The organism is Yoonia sp. 67-2, assembly GCF_035117555.1.
In the GTDB taxonomy this organism is placed as follows: Bacteria; Pseudomonadota; Alphaproteobacteria; order Rhodobacterales; family Rhodobacteraceae; genus Yoonia.
This window is the reverse complement of sequence record NZ_JAYKPK010000002.1, coordinates 10,001-30,158: the sequence shown is the minus strand read 5'-3', so window position 1 is coordinate 30,158 and position 20,158 is coordinate 10,001. Positions and strand designations below refer to the sequence as shown.

Sequence of the window (20,158 nt, the reverse complement as noted above, 5' to 3'; positions counted from 1 at the left end):
GACCTGTTCCGGGACCTCCACCCCACCCACAGGCACGAGGCCCCGGAGCAAGTCCGGGGCTGCGGGGGTGCTTTTGTCGGCACCATGAATGCGCTGATCGCACATGATCTGGGCGTGGTGGCGGACGACGGACGCAAGATCGGCGACGGCACGCCCGATGAGCTGCGCATGAGTAACCGCAACGCAGTCCCGGACCTGTTCCGGGACCTCCACCCCACCCATTGGCACGAGGCCCCGGAGCAAGTCCGGGGCTGCGGGGGGGCTTATGTCGGCACGATGAATGCGCTGATCGCACATGATCTGGGCGTGGTGATGGATGACGGACGCAAGATCGGCGACGGCACGGCTGATGATGTGCGCATGAGTAACCGCAACGCAGTCCCGGACCTGTTCCGGGACCTCCACCCCACCCACAAGCACGAGGCCCCGGCGCAGGTCCGGGGCTGCGGAGGCGCTTATGTCGGCTGAATTTCTTTATGGCATCGAGGTCGTCATCAACGGGCTGATGGCCGGGGTGCTTTATGCGCTGGTGGCGCTGGGCTTCGTGCTGATCTTCAAGGCCTCGGGCATTTTCAACTTTGCCCAAGGGGTGATGGCGCTGTTTGCGGCGCTGACGCTGGTCGGGATCATGGAAGGGCAGGTGCCTTTTGCGCATCTGATTAACGCAATTTTCGGCACCTCGATCCATAGTTTCGGCTGGCAGGTGCCGGCGGTGCTGGCGATTTTCCTGACCGTGCTGGTGATGATCGGCTTTGCCTGGGCGGTGCAATATTTTGTCTTTCGCCATCTGGTCGGGCAGGAACCGATCATCCTGTTCATGGCGACCATCGGGCTGGCCTATTTTCTGGAAGGTGTCGGCGATCTGATGTGGGGGTCGGGCATCCGCACCATCGCGCTGGGCCTGCCGCAGGGCGGCGCTCTCTGGGTCGAGGACCTGACCAGCGGTCTGGGCGGCGATGATTTCTATGGTTTCTTCATCGACAAGCTGGATATGGTCGCGAGCCTGGTGGCGCTGGTGCTGGTCGCGGGGCTGGTTGCCTTTGCGCAATATACCAAACAGGGCCGCGCGATGCGGGCGGTGGCGGATGACCATCAGGCGGCGCTGAGCGTGGGGATATCGCTGAGCTACATCTGGGTGCTGGTCTGGTCGCTGGCGGGGATCGTGGCGCTGGTCGCGGGGGTGATGTGGGGGGCCAAGTCCGGCGTGCAGTTTTCGCTGTCGCTGATCGCGCTGAAGGCTTTGCCGGTCCTGATGCTGGGTGGGTTCACCTCGATCCCCGGCGCGATTGTTGGTGGGATGATCATCGGGGTCGGCGAAAAGCTGTTTGAGTACACCATCGGCGCGCCGTTTCTGGGGGGCGCGACCGAAAACTGGTTCGCCTATATGCTGGCGCTGATCTTTCTGGTGTTCCGCCCGCAGGGGCTGTTTGGCGAAAGGATCATCGAACGTGTGTGACGGATCGGTCGTTTCAAAAGAACTTTTAGGCCTCCGGCGGGGATATTTAGGCTCGGACGATGCGAAAGGAGGCTGTCATGCTCTATCGTGAGGCGGGCGATTTCAAGACGTCCTATCAGGCGGATAGTCAGACCTTTCCGATTGCCTTTGATCGCTGGCGGTTCTGGGTGGTTTTGGTTGTCGCCTTTTGCGTGGTGCCGTTTTTCGTCAATGCCTATTGGGCGAATGCAATCTTGGTGCCGTTTCTGATCTATGCGATTGCGGCCATCGGGTTGAATATTCTGACCGGCTATTGCGGGCAGGTCAGCCTTGGCACCGGCGGGTTCATGGCGGTGGGCGCCTATGCTTGCTACAAGCTGATGACGTCTTTTCCGGATGTGTCGATTGTCATCCATATCATTCTGGCAGGCGGGATCACGGCGGCGGTGGGCGCGGCTTTTGGCCTGCCGAGCCTGCGGATCAAAGGGTTCTATCTGGCGGTCGCGACTTTGGCGGCGCAGTTTTTCCTTGTCTGGATGTTCAACAAGGTCAGCTGGTTTTACAATTATTCCGCCTCTGGCCAGATCAATGCGCCCGAACGCTTTGTCGCAGGGGTCGCGGTGACCGGGCCGAATACGGCACCCTGGGCGCAATATATGATCTGTCTGGTATTCCTGACCATCTGTGCGCTGATCGCCCGCAATCTGACGCGCGGCACGATTGGCCGGTCCTGGATGGCGATCCGGGATATGGATATCGCGGCCGAGATTATCGGGGTCAATCCTCTCAAGGCCAAGCTGACCGCCTTTGCGGTATCGTCGTTCTTTATCGGCATTTCAGGGGCTTTGTTCTTTGCCGTCTATCTGGGGGCTGTCGAGGTGGGTGAGGCCTTTGGCATCCAGAAATCATTTCTGGTGCTGTTCATGATCATCATCGGCGGGCTGGGGTCGCTGTTTGGCAGCTTTGCCGGGGCGGCGTTTCTGGTGTTGCTGCCGGTCGCGCTGAAGGTGGTTGGCGTCGATGTGCTGGGCTGGCCCACCGATCTGGTCGCGCATCTGCAACTGGTGATCGTGGGCGGGCTGATCATGTTTTTTCTGATCAAGGAACCGCATGGGCTGGCGCAATTATGGCGGCTGGCGAAAGAGAAACTGCGCCTTTGGCCTTTCCCTTATTAAAAACACGGATCGGGGCACACCCCGGCACATCATATCTTAACCATTGGGAGGAGACACCGATGAAGATGAAGACACTGGCTGCGATGGCCCTTGCGGGGACCATGGCCGCAGCACCCGCCTTGGCCGATCTGGTCATCCCTGATCTGAGCTATCGCACCGGCCCCTATGCGGCGGGTGGCGCGCCGTTTTCGGATGGCTATCAGGATTATTTCAAACTGCTCAACGCCCGCGATGGCGGCATCGGTGGCGAGCCGGTGCGCGTGATCGAATGCGAAACCGCCTATAATACCGAACGCGGTGTGGAATGTTATGAGGCCACGAAGGGCGAAGGCGCGTTGATCTATCAACCTTTGTCCACCGGCATCACCTATCAGCTGATCCCCAAGGCTGCGGCGGATGGCATTCCGCTGCACACGATGGGCTATGGCCGGACATCCGCCGTGAATGGCGAGGTGTTCAACTGGGTGTTCAACTATCCTGCCAATTACTGGGATGCGGCTTCGGTCGCGATCAATTATCTGCTGGATGAAAACGGCGGGTCGCTGGATGGCAAGAAGATCGCGCTGGTCTATCACAATTCCGCTTATGGCAAGGAACCGATCCGCACCTTGGAAGACCTGTCGGCGATGCATGGGTTTACCCTGACGCAGCTGGCCATTGATCCCCCCGGCCAAGAGCAGACATCCCAATGGTTGCAGATCCGCCGGGAACGCCCCGATTATGTGATCATGTGGGGCTGGGGCGTGATGAATCAGGTCGCGGTACAGGAAGCCGCCAATATCGGTTTCCCGATGGAGAATTTCATCGGCAATTGGTGGGCCGGTGCCGAACATGATGTGGCCCCTGCCGGGATGGCGGCGAATGGTTACAAATCGCTGAACATGAACCCGGTGGCCGATTATCCGGTGCTGAGCGAGATCAGCACGCTGGTGCATGATGCGGGCGATGCTGCCGGTGACGGGTCGCATCTGGGATCGGTCCTTTATGTGCGCGGCATGTATGCGGCGATGCTGGCCGCCGAAGCGATTGCCAAGGCGCAGGAAATCCACGGTGTGGCTGATGTGACGGCGGCGATGGTGCGTGACGGCATGGAGGCGCTGGAAATCACCGAGGCGCGGATGGCCGAACTGGGTATGGAAGGGATCGGGCCGGAATTTGCCGTGACCTGCCAGAACCATGGCGGCGCGGGTCAGGGTCTGGTGCAGCAGTGGAATGCATCGACAGGTGTCTGGGAACCGCTGACTGGGTTCATTTCGCCCGATGCCGCTGTCATCGCGCCTTTGGTGGCTGAAGATTCCGCTGCCTTTGCCGCGGAAAGCGGGATCACCCCCGGTTGCCTGTAACCAACCCAACGCGGGCGGCCTTCGGGCCGTCCGATTTCCCGGAGGTTTAGGATGCAAGACACAGCCCAGCCAGAGACCTTGCTCGAGGTCAATAATATCGAAGTGATCTATAATCACGTCATTCTTGTGCTCAAAGGCGTGTCGCTGAAAGTGCCGAAAGGCGGCATCACCGCGCTTTTGGGGGGCAATGGCGCGGGCAAGACGACGACGCTGAAAGCGATTTCCAATCTGCTGCATTCCGAACGCGGCGAGGTGACGAAAGGGTCGATCATCTATCGCGGTGAACGGGTGCAGCATCTGTCGCCCGAAGCGCTCGTCAAAAAAGGTGTCGTGCAGGTGATGGAGGGTCGCCATTGTTTTGAACATCTGACGATTGAGGAAAATCTGCTGACGGGTGCCTATACCCGCCGTGACGGCGGTGCGGCGGTCGCAGCGGATCTGGAGATGGTCTATACCTATTTCCCGCGTCTGAAAGAACGGCGCAAAAGTCAGGCGGGTTATACCTCGGGCGGGGAACAGCAGATGTGCGCGATTGGTCGCGCGCTGATGTCGCGACCCGAGACGATCCTGCTGGATGAGCCGTCGATGGGTCTGGCGCCGCAGCTGGTGGAAGAGATTTTCACCATTGTGAAGAACCTCAATGAAAAGGAAGGTGTCGCCTTTCTGCTCGCTGAACAGAATACCAATGTCGCGCTGCGGTTCGCGCATCAGGGTTATATCCTTGAAAGTGGCCGTGTCGTGATGGAAGGGCCTGCGGCAGAGCTGCGCGAGAATCCGGATGTGAAGGAATTCTATCTGGGCATGTCGGATGAAGGCCGCAGATCGTTCCGCGATGTGCGCAGTTACCGGCGGCGCAAACGCTGGCTGGCGTGAGTTGTCACACAGTTATGCGCGCCGCTTGATAGACCGTTATTGAATAGCAGCGCGTGCAGGGTCAGGTCTGTTCCTGTTCACGTCGCTGCATGGATGTGAACAGGAGAAGATGATGAGCCCGTTTTTTGATGATCTTGAAACCCGCAGTCCGGCGGCACGGCAGGCCGCCCAACTGGATGCGTTGCGCGCGCAGATCGCTTTGGTCCGCGCGATGCCGGATGCCTGCCTGCCGGATGTGGTCATCACTTCGCTGGCTGATCTGACGCTGTTTCCGGTCTTGCGCAAATCCGGTCTGGGGGGGTGGCAAAAGTCCAAGCCACCCTTTGGCGGGCTGCATGTGTCAAACCTGACCCATGTGTTCCAATCGCCCGGCCCGATCTATGAACCGGGCGGGTCATCGCATGATTGGTGGCGCTTTGGCCGGTTCCTGCATGCCTGCGGGATCGGCGCGGGCGATATCGTGCAGAACTGTTTTGGCTATCACCTGACCCCTGCGGGCACGATGTTTGAAAACGGGGCGCGGGCTGTCGGTGCGGCAGTCTTGCCTGCAGGCACCGGGCAGACGGAATTGCAGGTTCGTGCGGCGGTAGATATTGGCACGACCGCCTATGCGGGGACGCCCGACTACCTCAAGGTCCTGCTGGAAAAGGCGGATGAGATGGGTGTGACCTTGGCGATCACCAAGGCGGCTGTGTCGGGTGGCGCGCTTTTCCCGCAATTGCGCCAGTATTATGCAGATCGCGGGATCACCTGTCTGCAATGCTATGCCACCGCCGATCTGGGGCATATCGCCTTCGAGTCCGCGCCGGGCGAAGGCATGATCGTCGATGAAGGCGTGATCGTCGAAATCGTCACCCCCGGCACCGGCGATCCTGTTGCCGATGGTGAGGTGGGTGAGGTCGTGGTGACATCGCTGAACCCGGATTACCCGCTGATCCGCTTTGCCACCGGCGATCTGAGCGCGGTGTTGTCGGGCACCAGCCCCTGTGGCCGGACCAATATCCGTATCAAAGGCTGGATGGGCCGGGCCGATCAGACCACCAAGATCAAAGGCATGTTCGTGCGCCCCGAACAGGTCGCCGCTTTGGTCGCGAAAGTGCCGGGCGCTTTGCGTGCGCGGGTGATTGCGGACCGGCAGGGCGATGCCGATGTGATGCAGGTCCATGTCGAAGGCGAAGGGCTTGTGGCGGAGGCCATCGCCGTCATCGTCGTGGATGTGCTGAAGCTGAAAGGCGAAGTGACCTGTGTCGCCCCCGGCACCCTGCCGCGCGACGGTCTGGTGATCGAGGATCGCCGGACCTATGAAACCTGACTGAAGGATATCGCATCATGCGCCGACTGACCCTTTCCGCCGTCTTTGCCGTTCTGGCGTCACCGCTTTTCGCGGATGATCTGGCCTTGCTGATGGGGGTGGACCGCTATCAGGAGTTCCGCCGTGTCGCGGGGGGGACCGATGTTGTCGTGGGCATCAGCGCCCTGCGGGATGCGGGGTATCGCGTCAGTTCGCTGGAAAATGGTGGCGGGCAGGATATGCGCCGCTTGCTGGATGCGCTGGCCGGTGATGCCGGGGGCGCGGAACGGATGGTCGTCGGCCTGTCGGGCCGTTTTGTCACCGATGGGCGGCGGACATGGTTGCTGGCAACGGATGCACCGGCAGAAGCGGGCCTGTTCGCGCTGGAAAATGCGGTGAGCATCGACTCTGTGCTGGCCGTGCTGGGGCAGGCCCCCGGCCGTGCGGTGCTGGTGCTGGGGCTGGATGCCAGCGATACCAGCCAGATCGATCCCTATCTGCGGCAGGGCTTGGGCGATCTGGACATTCCGCAAGGCGTGACCGTGTTTTCCGGCCCGCCCAATGTGGCTGACAACATCATGACCGATGCGATTGCCGTGCAGGGCGGCGATGTGATGGCATTTGCGCGCAACACCCGCGCGGTGCAGATCGCGGGCTATCAGCCGCGTTCTCTGGTGATGCAGACCGACCGCTCTGTCGTGGTGGAGCCGACGCAGGCCAATGATCCGTCGCTGTCATTCTGGCAGGATGCGCAGGCGGCCAATACCGTCGATGCGTATCGTGTGTTTCTGCTGGGTCATCCGGGCAGCCCCTATGCAGCCGAGGCGCGCCGCCGTCTGGACCAGATCGAGAATGATCCGGTCCGTCTGGCGGAACAGGCCGAGGCGATGCTGGGCCTGACCCGCGACCAGCGCCGTGTCATTCAGGGCAATCTGACCTTGCTTGACTATGACACGCGCGGCGTGGACGGAATTTTCGGGCAAGGCACGCGCCGGGCTGTCCGCAACTGGCAACAGATCAATGGTTTTGAACAGACATCCTATCTGACGGCGGAACAGATCAACCGGATCGATGCGCAGGCGAGCCGCCGACAGGCCGAGATTGACGTGGCCGATGCCGCCGCACAGGCCGAGGCGGAACGGCTTGACCGCGCCTATTGGGAAGAAACCGGCGCGCGCGGCACGCAGGCGGGCTATCGCGCCTATCTGAACCGCTATCCCGAGGGGATTTTTGCGCAAGAGGCGAACCGCGAACTGACGCCGACGGTGGACGATAATCAGGCGCGCAACCAGGAGGAGGCGCTGAACATCAACCCGGTGATGGGGCGGCTGATCGAAAGCCGGTTGTCGCAGATGGGGTTTGATCCGGGGTCCGTCGATGGCCGCTTTGACGATGATACAAGACGCGCCATCGGGCGATATCAGTCAGAGCGCAGCATGCCAGCGACCGGCTATCTGGATCAGCCGACGCTGGCCCGGTTGCTGGCGGATGCTTTCGGGCGCTAGGGCTGTCCGGCAGCACGCAGGATGAGAAAATTGCCAATTGGCAACATCCTGATATCTCCTTTACTATCAAGCTATTAGGGCAAATTTCACTGATCTGGAAACGGGTTGCAATACCCCGCAGAATGAAGGCCTTTCTGCGGGGTACTGCGCCATCCAATCGCGGCAGGTGCCCGACTTATTGCGCAGGCACGAAGCGTTCGATGACCAGCCGGATCAGGCCCTGCCCGTCGCCATATTGCCGCACACCGATCAGGTAATCGCCGGGCTGCACCCGTGCGGCGAGCAGGCTGTCGAGCGATCCGCCGTAATCGTCGTTCTGACCAATCTCGCGGCCCAGATCGTCATAGACGATCAGCCAGGGATCGACATTGCCGTTGCCGATCGCCTCGATCAGCAAGAGGCTGGAGGAATCGACCTGCACGGTGAACCAATCCACATCTGTGCTGGAGGTCACATCCTGCCGCAGCCTTGTGTTGATCAGACCCAGATCGGTGACCGGCACGCTGCCGTCCAGCGGTGGGGCGGCTTCGCCACGGGCGTAGATGTCCAGCATCGCGGCCTGGGCGTCATAGGGGCTGACGTTCAGGGTGATCGGCAAAGTATCATCCGACAGCGCGCGGACATTCAGGCAATAGGTCCCGGCCTCCAGTGGCGTCGCCATGTCGAGCCGGGAATTGAAACCGTCGTAATCGTCGTTTTCGCCAAGATAGTTTTCAGCGGTATCGTAAAGCGTGATCACCGGATCGGCTGATTCGTTGACCGCCGTGATCGTGACCGGGGTCGGCTCGTCCAGGGTGAAGCTCCAATAAGGCGTTTCAGCGGCGCTGCCACTGACATCACTGCCCAAGGGGCCCATCGGGGTGGCATCGGCGCAGCTGCCGGTGACGGCGGGTTCTGCATCATCCATGATGCCATCGGTCAGCGGGTCATGTTCCTGCCGCCCGATCCGCACGAAGGCGGTCATCGGGCCGCCATCATAGCTGCGCATCGCCAGACAATAGCTGCCCGGTTCCAGATTGGTTTCGGCACGTGATGCGGCATTGCCGCCCGAATCATCATCCGACAGGATGATGCCGCCATCTTCATCCAACAGGTCAATCATCGGATCGCCCGCGCCGCGCCCGGCGGCTTCGACGCGGATATCTGTCGCCTCGCTCAGCGTGAAAAGGGCGACGTAATCATTGCCGCCCAGCACCAATGCCATCTGTTCGCGATAGGTATCAGCGGTGGCGATGTCTGATGTCGCCTCATCCCCGCCGATCCATTGCCCGCCGGTTCCGGCACCACCGCAGGTGACCTGCGCCAGCGCGGGCGCGGCAAAGCCAAGCAGAGCGCCGCAGATCGCTGTTGTTTTCATGATCGTTGTTCTGGTCATCGCATCATCCTTTGCCAGGGTCGTTTGTCTGGCGCGAGGTTAGACCGATTGTCGCACCCCTGACCAGTCGTCTTAGAGGCGAGATGGGAAATTCCTGACCATTTTGCTCGGGCGGTTATCCGGAACGAAAAAAGGCCGCGCCCGGAGGTGCGACCTTTTCAATCTGCTGCTTTCGCAGGTCTTAGCCCTGACGGGCTTTGAACCGGCGTTGCGTCTTGTTGATCACATAGACGCGGCCCTTACGGCGCACGACGCGGCAATCGCGATGGCGCTGCTTGAGCGAGCGGAGGGAGTTACGGACCTTCATGGTGCGTGTCCTTCATGTCGCGGCGCGCGGATTGCGCCTTGGGTTGCATTAAGGCCGGAATGGCCCGTGAAATCATGGTGGACGATACTGGGATCGAACCAGTGACCCCTTCGATGTCAACGAAGTGCTCTACCGCTGAGCTAATCATCCATGTCGTCAGCGTGTCATGAGCGTCCTACAAAGAAATAGGACGCGGCATGAACCGCGTCAGTCGTGCGGTCTATAAAAGGAGTCGGAACCGGGATCAAGGGCTTTTGCTCAATTCATGAAATGCGCTAGCTTGGGCGGTGAAGGAGCCGTTTTGCTGACATTTCCCTATCATCTGACGCAGCCATTGTCCCGCACGACCAGCGTGGTTTTCGCCTCGCCGCATAGCGGGCGCGATTATCCGGCGTCGTTTCTGCGCCGGTCGGTGCTGGATGCGCGCGAAATCCGGTCTTCCGAGGATGCTTTTGTGGATCAGCTTTTTGCGGCGGTTCCGTTGCAGGGCGCGCCTTTGCTCTGTGCGACCGCGCCGCGTGCCTTTCTGGATCTGAACCGTGGGCCGGATGAATTGGACCCTGCCTTGGTCGAAGGGGCGCGGCGCAATGCGCATAATCCGCGGATCGCCAGCGGGCTGGGCGTGATTCCCCGTGTCGTGGCAAACGGGCGGCAGATTTACCGTGGTAAACTGACCTTGGTCGAGGCGCATCAGCGGGTGACGCAATACTGGCGGCCCTATCATGATCAATTGCAGATGCTGCTGGATCAGAGCATCACGCAGTTTGGTGAGGCGATCCTGATCGATTGCCATTCCATGCCGCATGAGGCGCTGGAGAATATGGGCCCGCCCGGCGCGGGGCGTCCTGATGTCGTGCTGGGGGACCGGTTTGGCGCGACAGCCTCTGGTCTGGTGATGGATCAGATTGAGGCGGCTTTTACGGCTGCGGGGCTGAAGGTTGCGCGCAACATGCCTTTTGCGGGGGCGTATATTGTGCAGCAATATGGGCGCCCGTCGCGCGGACAGCATGCGGTGCAGGTGGAGATTGATCGCGGGCTTTACATGAATGAAAAGACGCTGGAGCCGAGCGCGCAGTTTACCGCGTTTCGTGATCTTTTGGCGGGGGTGATTGTTCAGCTTGCCGATATCGGGCGTGGGCCGCCGCTGCGGGTGGCGGCGGAGTAGGGTGGAACGGGTTCCATCTTACCGCAGGGCGCGGCCTTTGATGATTGCATCAGCGCCGTATCTTTCGCGGATCGCATCGGCGGCCTTTTCCGCCTTGGCGCGCGTGCCCGCATCGGGATCGAGCAGATCGCCGCTGCGGTCGGCCCCGGCGGCGGGGGATATGTCGGATATGCCGACCCCCAACAGCCGGTAAGGCCCGGACCCTGACACCTGATCAAAAAGCCCGCGTGCGGTGCGATAGATCACATCGGCCAGTTGCGTCGGGTGATGCAGGCTGTGGCGTTTGGAGATCAGTCTGAAATCCGATGTTTTCAGCTTCAGCTGCACCACGCGCCCGGCCTTGTCCGTCGCCTTGGCCCGCGCGCTGACCTTTTCGGCCATCCGCCACAGATGGCCGTCAAGGATATCTGCATCGCTGGTATCCTCGTGAAAGGTGGTTTCATTGGACAGGGTCTTGACCGGCGCATTGGCGGTGATGCGGCGCGCGTCCTCGCCCCGCGCCAAGGCATAGAGCCTTTCGCCCATATTGCCGAATCGCGCATGCAGATCGCGCCGGTCCCAGCGCAGCAGATCGTTGAAGGTACGGATGCCTGCGGCTTCGAGGCTCGCCTGTGCCGCTGGGCCGATGCCCCAGATCAACCGCACCGAGCGGGGGCGCAGAAATTCTGTCGTTTCCGCCTTGCCGATGATCGAAAAGCCGCGCGGTTTTTCGAGGTCAGAGGCGACCTTGGCCAGAAATTTGTTATGCGACAGGCCGATCGAACCGGTCAGGCCCAGCTCATCCTTCATCCGCTTGATCAGCCGCGCCAGCATGACGGCAGGTGGCGCGTGATGCAATTTGGCGGTGCCGCGCAGGTCCATGAACGCCTCGTCCAGTGACAAGGGTTCGACCAGCGGTGTGAGTTCATCCATCATCGCCCGGATCGCGCGGGATGCTTTGGTATAGGCGTCAAAGCGCGGTTTGATCACCACCGCCTCTGGGCAGAGTTTGAGGGCCTGAAACATCGGCATGGCGGATTTCACGCCTTTGATCCGCGCCAGATAGCAGGCGGTGGAGACCACGCCGCGTTTGCCGCCGCCGATGATCACGGGTTTATCGGCGAGGTCGGGGTTATCGCGTTTTTCGACCGAAGCATAGAAAGCGTCGCAATCCATATGCGCGATGGAGAGGTCGAACAATTCCGGGTGCCGCGTCACGCGGGGTGAGCGGCAGGCCGGACAGCGGGTTTCGCTGTCGAATGTTGTCAGGCAATCGCGGCATAATGCGGGCATGGCGCATCATAGTCGCTGCGGGTGCACAAAAAAGAGACTTTATGCCTCCGGCGGGGATATTTACGCTCGGACGATGCGGGAATTTGTTTGCGTGGTCGCAGGTTCTGGCCTAACCGTGCCCCAGAACACGCCATCCGGGAGAGAACGGATGTCCGTCGCCGAAGGAGCAACCGCCCCGGTCACTCTCAGGCACAAAGGACCGGTTGGGGTGCAACACGCCGAAGAGTGGCCTTGAATGGTCCGCCGAAGGAGCAAGCCCGTAAATGGGTGAATCTCTCAGGCACAGCAACGGCGGGGGCGAACGCGCGCAAGCGCCTGATTGGCGGAGTATAGCCATGCCTTCGATTGCTGTTATCGGTGCCGGGATTACCGGCGTCACCACTGCCTATTCCCTGATGATCCGCGGGTTCGACGTGACGGTCTATGACCGTCAGCGTTATGCCGGGATGGAGACGAGCTTTGCCAATGGCGGGCAGTTGAGTGCCTCCAACGCTGAGGTCTGGAACCAATGGTCCACGGTGCTGAAAGGCATCAAATGGATGTTGCAGGGCGATGCGCCCTTGTTCGTGAACCCACGCCCCGGCTGGCACAAGGTCAGCTGGATGATGGAATTTCTGGGCAATATCCCGAATTACAAGTCCAATACGGTCAAGACTGCCCGGCTTGCCGTTGCGGCCCGTGCGGGGCTGGCCGAGATGGCGGAAAAGTCCGGTGTGGATTTCGATTTCAGCCCGGCGGGGATTTTGCATTTCTACAAGACCGACAAGGATCTGCGCCATGCCCGGATGGTCAATGGTCTGTTGCGCGAAGGCGGGCTGGACCGTCGCGAATTGACGGTGGATGAGGTGCTGGCGCGCGAACCTACCCTGCGCGGCGATATCATCGGCGGGTTCTGGACCGAAAGCGACAGCACCGGGGATATCCACAAATTCACCATGGGGCTGGCGGAATGGCTGAAAACCAAGGGCGTGCAGTTTCGTCTGGGGGCGCCGGTCACTGATCTGCATGTCAAGGATGATGGGGTTTATGTCGAATGCGGGGATGAGGCGCGGTTTGACGGGATCGTCATTTCCGCCGGTGTCGCCAGCCGTAAATTCGCGGCCAAGCTGGGGGATCGCGTCAATATCTATCCGGTCAAAGGCTATTCCATCACGGTCAATCTGAACGATGCGGCCAGTCAGGCGGCGGCGCCGACGACATCGCTGTTGGATGACAAGGCGAAGATTGTGACGTCGCGTCTGGGGCAGGACCGACTGCGAGTGGCAGGGACAGCGGAGTTCAACGGTGAAAACCGCGATATTCTGGAACGCCGCGTGCGCCCGCTGATCGCGTGGTGCGAGACGCATTTCCCCGATGTGTCGACCGAAAACTGCGTGCCTTGGGCTGGGCTGCGCCCGATGATGCCCAATATGATGCCGCGTGTCGGGCCGGGCAAGAATGACCGTGTGTTTTATAACACCGGCCATGGCCATTTGGGCTGGACGCTGAGCCCGGCCACGGCGGATGCGATTGGTGCGGCGGTCATGGCGCGGTTTCGCAGCAATGCCCCTGCGGCGGCGCAATTGCAAACGGCGGCACCTGTGCTTAAGTAAAGTCGCAGCAACAGACAGGATACACTCATGAACCCCGATCCATTTATCGCCGAGATGATCGGGGCCAATATCGTATATTTCGTGCTGGCTGTTTTCATCATCATCTGCATCATGGCCGGTGTGCGGATCGTGCCGCAGTCCGAGAAATATGTGGTCGAACGTCTTGGCCGTCTCCAATCGGTGCTGGGGCCAGGCATCAACTTTATCGTGCCGTTTCTGGACCGGGTCCGGCATAAAGTGTCGGTGCTAGAACGCCAGTTGCCGCCGATGACGCAGGATGCGATCACCTCGGATAACGTATTGGTGCAGGTCGAAACCTCGGTATTCTACCGGATCATCGAGCCGGAAAAGACGGTTTACCGGATCCGCGACGTGGATGCGGCGATTGCGACGACTGTTGCGGGGATCGTCCGGTCCGAGATTGGCCGGATGGAGCTGGATCAGGTGCAGGCCAATCGCAGCCGGTTGATCGAGGCGGTGCGCGAACAGGTCGCCCAACAGGTCGATGATTGGGGGATCGAGGTGACGCGGGCTGAAATTCTGGATGTGAACCTTGATCAGGCGACCCGTGCTGCGATGTTGCAGCAGTTGAACGCCGAACGCGCGCGGCGCGCGCAGGTGACCGAGGCCGAAGGCAAGAAACGGTCGGTCGAATTGCAGGCCGATGCCGATTTGTATGCGGCAGAGCAAGAGGCGAAAGCGCGCCGCGTGCTGGCGGATGCGGAGGCCTATGCGACGCAGGTTGTGGCTGTCGCGATTGCCGAGAATGGCCTGGAGGCCGCGCAATATCAGGTCGCGCTGAAACAGGTCGAGGCGATATCCAAGATGGGCGCGGGGCAGGGGAACCAGACCGTGGTCTTGCCCGCCAATGCGCTGGATGCCTTTGCCGATGCGTTCAAGATGTTGAAAGGGCGCTGATATGACATTGTGGGCAGAATGGTGGGTCTGGATGTCAGCCGCCTTGGTGCTGGCGACGGCAGAGGTGTTGATCCCCGGCTATATCTTTCTGGGCTTTGCCATCGGTGCGGGGCTGATGGGATTGTTGATCCTGATCGGCGTGTCTGGCATCGGGCTGGCGCTGACGCTGGTGATCTTTGCGGTGCTCTCGCTTTTGTCCTATCTGGCGATGCGCCGGTTTTTTGCGCTGCGCAAAGGGCAGGTCAAGGTCTGGGAAACCGATATCAACGATTAGGGGCTGTGGCCTGCGGGGATAACAATTCGCGCAGGATACTTTCGGCGGCGGCTTTCGGATCGGCCATTTGCCAGATCGGGCGACCGACGACGACGTGATCTGCGCCATTGGCGATGGCTTGTGCCGGGGTCATGACACGTTTCTGATCACCGAGGTCAGCGCCGACAGGCCGCACGCCGGGGGTGACGATCAGCTTGCCTGCGGATTCTGGCAGGGCGCGGATCAAGGCGGCCTCTTGCGGTGAGGCAATCACTCCATCTGCGCCGTTCATCAAGGCGATCCCGGCGCGTTCCTGCACCAGATCGGTCAGATCGCCTGCCTTCATGCAGGAGGCATCCAGATCATCGCGGTCCAGCGAGGTCAGGATTGTCACGGCGAGGATTTTCATATCCGACCCTGCCGCCCCTTCGCGGGCTGCGCGCACCACATGCGGGTCGCCATGCACGGTCAGGAAATCCAGATCGAATTGCGCGATGCCGCGCACTGCCGCCTCGACCGTGGCGCCGATATCGAAGAGTTTCATATCAAGGAAGATACGCTTGCCCTGATCCTGCTTTAGTTCATTGGCCAAGGCCAGACCGCCGCCTGTCAGCATGCCCAGACCGATCTTGTAGAAACTGACGCTGTCGCCAAGGGCGGCTGCCAGTTCCAGACCGGCCACGACATTGGGCAGATCCATCGCAACGATCAGGCGGTCATCGGGCATTTTGGCATTCCTTTGCTGTTGCGCGCTGGTAACGGCTGGCGCGCTGTCAGGCAAGGCTTTGGATTGACCGCCCGGCCTTGCCGCCGCATCATGGCTGCGTTCAGTTGCGAGGTTGCATGCAGTTTTCCGTCACCTTTGACCGCGATCCTGCGGATCCGAAATCTGGCCCGATCAACGTTGGCTGGCTGCTACAGGATGACAAAGCTGCGGTGCTTTATGACCCACCCGAACGGCTGATGGGGCGGCGGGGTGCCAGCAGCGCCCATGCGAAATCGGCGGCCCGTTGTCCGGCAGTGGTGCAGATGGAAAGCCGGTATTTCGTGGTGAAATGCCCGTTTGATCTGCATATCGGGTTCAAACGCGACGAGAATGGCAAGGCCGTCTTGGTCAATCTTGCCGGTGCTTTATCACCGGTGCGCGCGAACAAGCTGGTGCAGGTGCTGACCTTGGTGAATGAGGCCGAATGGCGCTTTGCCGACCGGCCCACGGTGCAATTAACGCTGCCTTATCTCTTTATCGCGGATGAGCCTGTCTATCTGACCCAGCTCGGCACCTTTGCGCATTACCGCGCTGATCCTTTGCCCGGCACGATTTTCGGCGGGCGGTTCCCGATCCATATCTGGCCGCGCCCGTTGATGTGGGCCTTTGAATGGCATGACCCGACGAAGCCCCTGATCCTGCGCCGGGGTGAGCCGCTGTTCTACTGCCAGTTTGAAGGTGAAGGCCCGGACCGCCCCATCAATCTGGTTGCGGCGGAGCGCACGCCGGAATTGTCCGCCTATCTGGAAAAGCTGTCCGGCGTGGTCAATTACGTCAACCAGACCTTCAGCCTGTTTGACGCGGCAGAACGGATCAGACCGGCCCGTTTGCTGACGCCGAAACCGCGCTGATAGGTCTTGAACCAGCCTGCGCGCGCGCCCATCTTTTGTGTAAGGCCCATTGGGGATGTGCCGTCTATCGGGCGTCCCGCCGCATGGGTGCTTTAGCAAAGGAGAATGCCCATGGACTTGACCAAGTTCACGGAACGGTCGCGCGGTTTCATTCAAGCGGCCCAGACGATCGCGATGCGCGAAAATCACCAAAGACTGGCCCCCGAACATCTGCTGAAAGCCTTGATGGATGATGCCGAAGGCATGGCCGCCAATCTGATCACCCGCGCCGGTGGCCGCCCTGCCGATGTGCTGGCTGCGGTCAACGCGAGCCTTGCCAAGCTGCCGCAGGTCACGGGCGATGCCGCACAGGTCTATCTCGACAATATCACCGCCAAGGTGGTGGATGAGGCTGAAAAGATCGCCAAGAAAGCAGGCGATAGTTTTGTGCCGGTGGAACGGCTGCTGACTGCGCTCGCGCTGGTGAAATCCAAGGCCAAGGATGCGCTGGATGCCGGTGGTGTCACAGCGCAGGCGCTGAACGCCGCGATCAATGACATGCGCAAAGGCCGCACCGCCGATAGTGCGAGCGCCGAAGATGGCTTTGACGCGCTGAAGAAATATGCCCGCGATCTGACCGAGGCTGCCGAGCAAGGCAAGATCGACCCGATCATTGGCCGGGACGAGGAAATCCGCCGCGCGATGCAGGTTTTGTCGCGCCGGACCAAGAATAATCCGGTGCTGATCGGGGAACCTGGCGTCGGTAAAACCGCGATTGCCGAAGGCCTCGCGCTGCGCATCGTCAATGGCGATGTGCCGGAATCCCTGCGCAACAAGAAACTGATGGCGCTGGATATGGGGGCCTTGATCGCCGGTGCGAAATATCGCGGCGAGTTTGAGGAACGGCTGAAGGCGGTTCTGAAAGAAATCGAAGCCGCTGCGGGTGAAATCATCCTGTTCATTGACGAGATGCACACGCTGGTCGGCGCGGGCAAGGCTGACGGGGCGATGGATGCGGCGAACCTGATCAAACCTGCGCTGGCGCGGGGGGAGTTGCATTGTATCGGTGCGACAACTTTGGCCGAATACCGCAAATATGTGGAAAAGGATGCAGCGCTGGCCCGCAGGTTCCAGCCTTTGCTGGTCGAGGAACCGACTGTCGTGGACACGATCAGCATTCTGCGGGGGATTAAGGAGAAATACGAATTGCACCATGGGGTGCGGATTTCGGATAGCGCCTTGGTTGCCGCCGCCACGCTTTCGCACCGCTATATCACCGATCGTTTCCTGCCGGATAAAGCCATCGACCTGATGGACGAGGCCGCCAGCCGGTTGCGGATGGAAGTGGACAGCAAGCCAGAGGAACTTGACGCGCTCGACCGGCAGATCCTGCAATTGCAGATCGAGGCGGAGGCGTTGAAGAAAGAAGACGACAAGGCGTCCAAGGACCGGCTGGAAAAGCTGGAAAAGGAACTCGCCGATGTGCAGGACCGCGCATCAGAAATGACGGTGAAATGGCAGGCCGAGCGTGACAAGCTGGAAGACACCCGCGGCGTCAAGGAACGGCTGGACCGCGCGCGCGCCGATCTGGATATCGCCAAGCGTGAAGGCAATCTGGCGAAGGCGGGGGAGCTGTCCTATGGCGTGATCCCGCAGTTGGAACGCAAACTGGCCGAGGTTGAGGCGAATGACGACCTGATGGTCGAAGAGGCCGTGCGCCCCGAACAGATCGCCGAAGTCGTCGAACGCTGGACTGGCATCCCGATGTCGAAGATGCTGGAAGGTGAACGCGATAAGCTGCTGCGCATGGAAGAGGAATTGGGCAAGCGCGTGATTGGCCAGAAATCCGCCGTGCGGGCCGTGGCCAATGCTGTGCGCCGCGCGCGGGCGGGGTTGAATGACGAGAACCGCCCGCTGGGGTCGTTCCTGTTTCTGGGGCCAACCGGTGTCGGGAAAACCGAACTGACCAAGGCGGTGGCGGAATATCTGTTCGATGATGACAGCGCCATGGTGCGGATCGATATGTCCGAATTCATGGAAAAACATGCGGTGTCACGGCTGATCGGCGCGCCTCCGGGCTATGTCGGTTATGATGAGGGCGGCGTGCTGACCGAGGCTGTCCGCCGCAGACCCTATCAGGTGATCCTGTTTGATGAGGTTGAGAAGGCCCATCCCGATGTGTTCAACGTGCTGTTGCAAGTGTTGGATGACGGTGTGCTGACCGATGGGCAGGGCCGGCATGTCGATTTCAAGCAGACGCTGATCATCCTGACCTCGAACCTTGGCGCGCAGGCGCTGAGCCAACTGCCCGATGGGGTGGATTCCAGCGCCGCGAAACGCGATGTGATGGAGGCCGTGCGCGGGCATTTCCGTCCCGAATTCTTGAACCGTCTGGATGAGACCATCATCTTTGACCGTCTGGCGCGGGAGGATATGACCGGGATCGTGACGATCCAGTTGGGTTTGCTGGAAAAACGGCTGGCGGGGCGGAATATCCACCTCGATCTGGATCAGGCCGCGCTGCAATGGCTGGCGGATGAAGGCTATGATCCTGTGTTCGGCGCACGCCCGCTGAAACGGGTGATCCAGCGCGCCTTGCAAGACCAACTGGCCGAGATGATCCTGAGCGGTGATGTCATGGATGGTGCTGTGGTCAAGGTCACGGCGGGGTCGGACGGGCTGATCGTGGGCGACCGGGTTGCCACTAGCAGCCGGATCGCGCCGCCTAACCTGCCCTTGCACTGATCTTTCGCATCTTCCGAGCCTAAATATCCCCGCCGGAGGCTTCAGGTCCAACCACACCCACGGCCGGTCGCAATAAATAACAAAGCCCCGGTCAGTGACCGGGGCTTTGCCTTGTCCAAAGGGGGACAGATTACATTGGGGGCAGGATCACAGCGTCGATGACGTGGATGACGCCATTCGATGCTGCGATATCTGCTGTCACGACATTGGCGTCGTTCACAGTCACGCCGTCTGTGGTGCCGATGGTGATGTCAGCGCCGTTCACGGTTGTCGCTGTCATGCCATCTGTCAGGTCTGTCGACATCACAGCACCTGCCACAACGTGGTAGGTCAGGATCGCGGCCAGGGCTTCTGGATCTTCCAGCAGGCCCTCAACGGTGCCTTCTGGCAGCGCTGCGAAAGCTTCGTCAGTTGGGGCGAAGACGGTGAACGGGCCTTCGCTTTTCAGCGTGTCGACCAGACCGGCGGCTTCAACAGCGGCGACCAGCGTGGTGAATGTGCCTGCGGCGACGGCGGTGTCGACGATATCCATCTCGTGGTTATCGGCGAAAGCGACAGACGACATGGCGGTTGTCGTAGCAAGTGCGATGAAAGTTCTGCGTAGCATGGTAATTTCCTCTTTCATTTATAATGCCTTTGCTTTGGCATCGCGCTTTTTACGTCTCGCTCTGCACCTGGATCAGAGGGGATTCCCGCCGAGCGCGCTTGACCAAAAAAGCGGGCGGACTAAGCCTGCGACCGTCAGAATTTCAAATCACTCTGCCGTGAAATGATGTGAAAACGATGTGGGAAACTGCAACATTTCAGAGGCTGGCAGCAACGTGAGAAACCATTGCGCGGTTTTTGTCGTATATAAAGACAACTGACCAAAGGAGAGAGCAATGGCCTATCGCTGGAAGAACGACCTGACGCAAGCGGATGTGACGCCCAAGGCGCAATATCTGAACCGTCGCCAGATTCTGGCGGGTACCGCCGGGTTGGGGGCGATTGGCCTTGTCGGCAGAGCGCAGGCGCAATCGAACATGGAACCCAATACGCTGGAAGAAATCACCAGCTACAACAATTTCTTTGAATTCGGCACCGGCAAGAGTGATCCTGCCGCCAACGCCCATCAGCTTGTGACATCCCCCTGGTCGATCACTGTGGATGGTCTGGTGGACCGCCCCGGCACCTATGCTTTGGGTGATCTGCTGGCCGGGCTGACGGTCGAAGAACGCATCTACCGTTTCCGCTGTGTCGAGGCCTGGTCGATGGTGATCCCTTGGAATGGGATCGAACTGGCCGATATTCTGGGTCAGGTCGGCGTTCAGTCC

At 60.4% G+C, this 20,158-nt stretch carries 18 protein-coding genes, 1 tRNA gene, 1 pseudogene and 1 riboswitch (1 of these 21 only partly in view); of the genes and pseudogenes, 14 read left to right on the top strand and 6 right to left on the bottom strand.

The window, feature by feature from the left end:
- Positions 1 to 270: 270 nt before the first annotated feature.
- From VOY09_RS18260 to VOY09_RS03405, 7 genes and pseudogenes are all read left to right on the top strand, one after another.
- Positions 271 to 468 (top strand): annotated as a pseudogene (locus VOY09_RS18260) (hypothetical protein); the annotation flags it as partial.
- A complete protein-coding gene (locus VOY09_RS03430) occupies positions 458 to 1,456 on the top strand; it encodes a branched-chain amino acid ABC transporter permease (RefSeq protein ID WP_322892984.1) in 999 nt (332 codons plus the stop codon). The pseudogene VOY09_RS18260 and the gene VOY09_RS03430, both read left to right, overlap by 11 nt.
- A 77-nt stretch (positions 1,457 to 1,533) precedes the next feature.
- Positions 1,534 to 2,610 (top strand): branched-chain amino acid ABC transporter permease, encoded by a 1,077-nt coding sequence (locus VOY09_RS03425; RefSeq protein WP_322892983.1) that lies wholly within the window; start codon positions 1,534 to 1,536, stop codon positions 2,608 to 2,610.
- 59 nt (positions 2,611 to 2,669) lie between these two features.
- Positions 2,670 to 3,953, top strand: coding sequence for an ABC transporter substrate-binding protein (locus VOY09_RS03420; protein ID WP_322892982.1), 1,284 nt, complete (start codon positions 2,670 to 2,672; stop codon positions 3,951 to 3,953).
- 51 nt (positions 3,954 to 4,004) lie between these two features.
- A complete protein-coding gene (locus tag VOY09_RS03415) occupies positions 4,005 to 4,826 on the top strand; it encodes an ABC transporter ATP-binding protein (RefSeq protein WP_322892981.1) in 822 nt (273 codons plus the stop codon).
- A gap of 112 nt (positions 4,827 to 4,938) precedes the next feature.
- On the top strand, positions 4,939 to 6,138 hold the full coding sequence (locus tag VOY09_RS03410) for a phenylacetate--CoA ligase family protein (RefSeq protein WP_322892980.1): 1,200 nt from the start codon (positions 4,939 to 4,941) through the stop codon (positions 6,136 to 6,138).
- 17 nt (positions 6,139 to 6,155) lie between these two features.
- Complete coding sequence (locus VOY09_RS03405; protein ID WP_322892979.1) at positions 6,156 to 7,622, top strand: peptidoglycan-binding domain-containing protein; 1,467 nt, start codon at positions 6,156 to 6,158, stop codon at positions 7,620 to 7,622.
- Positions 7,623 to 7,797: 175 nt separating this feature from the next.
- Here the strand turns inward: VOY09_RS03405 and VOY09_RS03400 are convergent, their stop codons facing one another.
- The 3 genes from VOY09_RS03400 to VOY09_RS03390 all read right to left on the bottom strand — a co-directional run bounded on the left by VOY09_RS03400 (position 7,798) and on the right by VOY09_RS03390 (position 9,454).
- Positions 7,798 to 8,997: a DVUA0089 family protein gene (locus tag VOY09_RS03400; RefSeq protein WP_322892978.1), complete on the bottom strand. Its 1,200-nt coding sequence runs from the start codon at positions 8,995 to 8,997 to the stop codon at positions 7,798 to 7,800.
- Between the two features lie 181 nt (positions 8,998 to 9,178).
- The gene (gene ykgO, locus VOY09_RS03395; protein WP_010141322.1) at positions 9,179 to 9,304 is read right to left on the bottom strand and encodes a type B 50S ribosomal protein L36; all 126 of its coding nucleotides are present in this window, start codon (positions 9,302 to 9,304) and stop codon (positions 9,179 to 9,181) included.
- Positions 9,305 to 9,379: 75 nt separating this feature from the next.
- Positions 9,380 to 9,454: transfer RNA gene (locus VOY09_RS03390), tRNA-Val, on the bottom strand.
- Between the two features lie 151 nt (positions 9,455 to 9,605).
- On the opposite strand from VOY09_RS03390, the gene VOY09_RS03385 reads away from it, so the two are divergent.
- Positions 9,606 to 10,469 (top strand): N-formylglutamate amidohydrolase, encoded by an 864-nt coding sequence (locus tag VOY09_RS03385; protein WP_322892977.1) that lies wholly within the window; start codon positions 9,606 to 9,608, stop codon positions 10,467 to 10,469.
- A gap of 18 nt (positions 10,470 to 10,487) precedes the next feature.
- Here the strand turns inward: VOY09_RS03385 and VOY09_RS03380 are convergent, their stop codons facing one another.
- A complete protein-coding gene (locus VOY09_RS03380; RefSeq protein WP_322892976.1) occupies positions 10,488 to 11,741 on the bottom strand; it encodes a DNA polymerase IV in 1,254 nt (417 codons plus the stop codon).
- Positions 11,742 to 11,949: 208 nt separating this feature from the next.
- Positions 11,950 to 12,043, top strand: a riboswitch (glycine riboswitch).
- A 33-nt stretch (positions 12,044 to 12,076) separates the two neighbouring features.
- Here VOY09_RS03380 and VOY09_RS03375 point away from each other — a divergent pair.
- Genes VOY09_RS03375 through VOY09_RS03365 form a run of 3 tightly spaced genes read left to right on the top strand, consistent with a single transcriptional unit; the run spans position 12,077 to position 14,525 of the window.
- Positions 12,077 to 13,333, top strand: a complete 1,257-nt coding sequence (locus VOY09_RS03375; RefSeq protein ID WP_322892975.1) for a D-amino acid dehydrogenase — start codon at positions 12,077 to 12,079, stop codon at positions 13,331 to 13,333.
- Between the two features lie 27 nt (positions 13,334 to 13,360).
- Positions 13,361 to 14,251 (top strand): SPFH domain-containing protein, encoded by an 891-nt coding sequence (locus VOY09_RS03370; RefSeq protein ID WP_322892974.1) that lies wholly within the window; start codon positions 13,361 to 13,363, stop codon positions 14,249 to 14,251.
- 1 nt (position 14,252) lies between these two features.
- Positions 14,253 to 14,525, top strand: coding sequence for a hypothetical protein (locus VOY09_RS03365; RefSeq protein WP_322892973.1), 273 nt, complete (start codon positions 14,253 to 14,255; stop codon positions 14,523 to 14,525).
- On the opposite strand, the gene pyrF is transcribed toward VOY09_RS03365, so the two are convergent.
- Positions 14,515 to 15,231: an orotidine-5'-phosphate decarboxylase gene (pyrF, locus tag VOY09_RS03360; protein WP_322892972.1), complete on the bottom strand. Its 717-nt coding sequence runs from the start codon at positions 15,229 to 15,231 to the stop codon at positions 14,515 to 14,517. The two genes, VOY09_RS03365 and pyrF, sit on opposite strands and share 11 nt — an antisense overlap.
- Positions 15,232 to 15,347: 116 nt before the next feature.
- On the opposite strand from pyrF, the gene VOY09_RS03355 reads away from it, so the two are divergent.
- Both VOY09_RS03355 and clpB read left to right on the top strand, forming a co-directional pair.
- On the top strand, positions 15,348 to 16,121 hold the full coding sequence (locus tag VOY09_RS03355; RefSeq protein ID WP_322892971.1) for a hypothetical protein: 774 nt from the start codon (positions 15,348 to 15,350) through the stop codon (positions 16,119 to 16,121).
- A gap of 111 nt (positions 16,122 to 16,232) precedes the next feature.
- The gene (gene clpB / locus VOY09_RS03350) at positions 16,233 to 18,845 is read left to right on the top strand and encodes an ATP-dependent chaperone ClpB (RefSeq protein ID WP_322892970.1); all 2,613 of its coding nucleotides are present in this window, start codon (positions 16,233 to 16,235) and stop codon (positions 18,843 to 18,845) included.
- 130 nt (positions 18,846 to 18,975) lie between these two features.
- Here clpB and VOY09_RS03345 read toward each other — a convergent pair whose 3' ends face one another.
- Positions 18,976 to 19,452, bottom strand: a complete 477-nt coding sequence (locus VOY09_RS03345) for a fasciclin domain-containing protein (protein ID WP_322892969.1) — start codon at positions 19,450 to 19,452, stop codon at positions 18,976 to 18,978.
- A 274-nt stretch (positions 19,453 to 19,726) separates the two neighbouring features.
- Here VOY09_RS03345 and msrP point away from each other — a divergent pair, with 274 nt between their 5' ends.
- Positions 19,727 to 20,158: the 5' portion of a protein-methionine-sulfoxide reductase catalytic subunit MsrP gene (gene msrP, locus VOY09_RS03340; protein WP_322892968.1), read on the top strand. 468 nt of this gene lie beyond the right edge of the window; 432 of the gene's 900 nt are visible here — the first part of the coding sequence; its start codon is at positions 19,727 to 19,729; its stop codon lies off the right edge, out of view.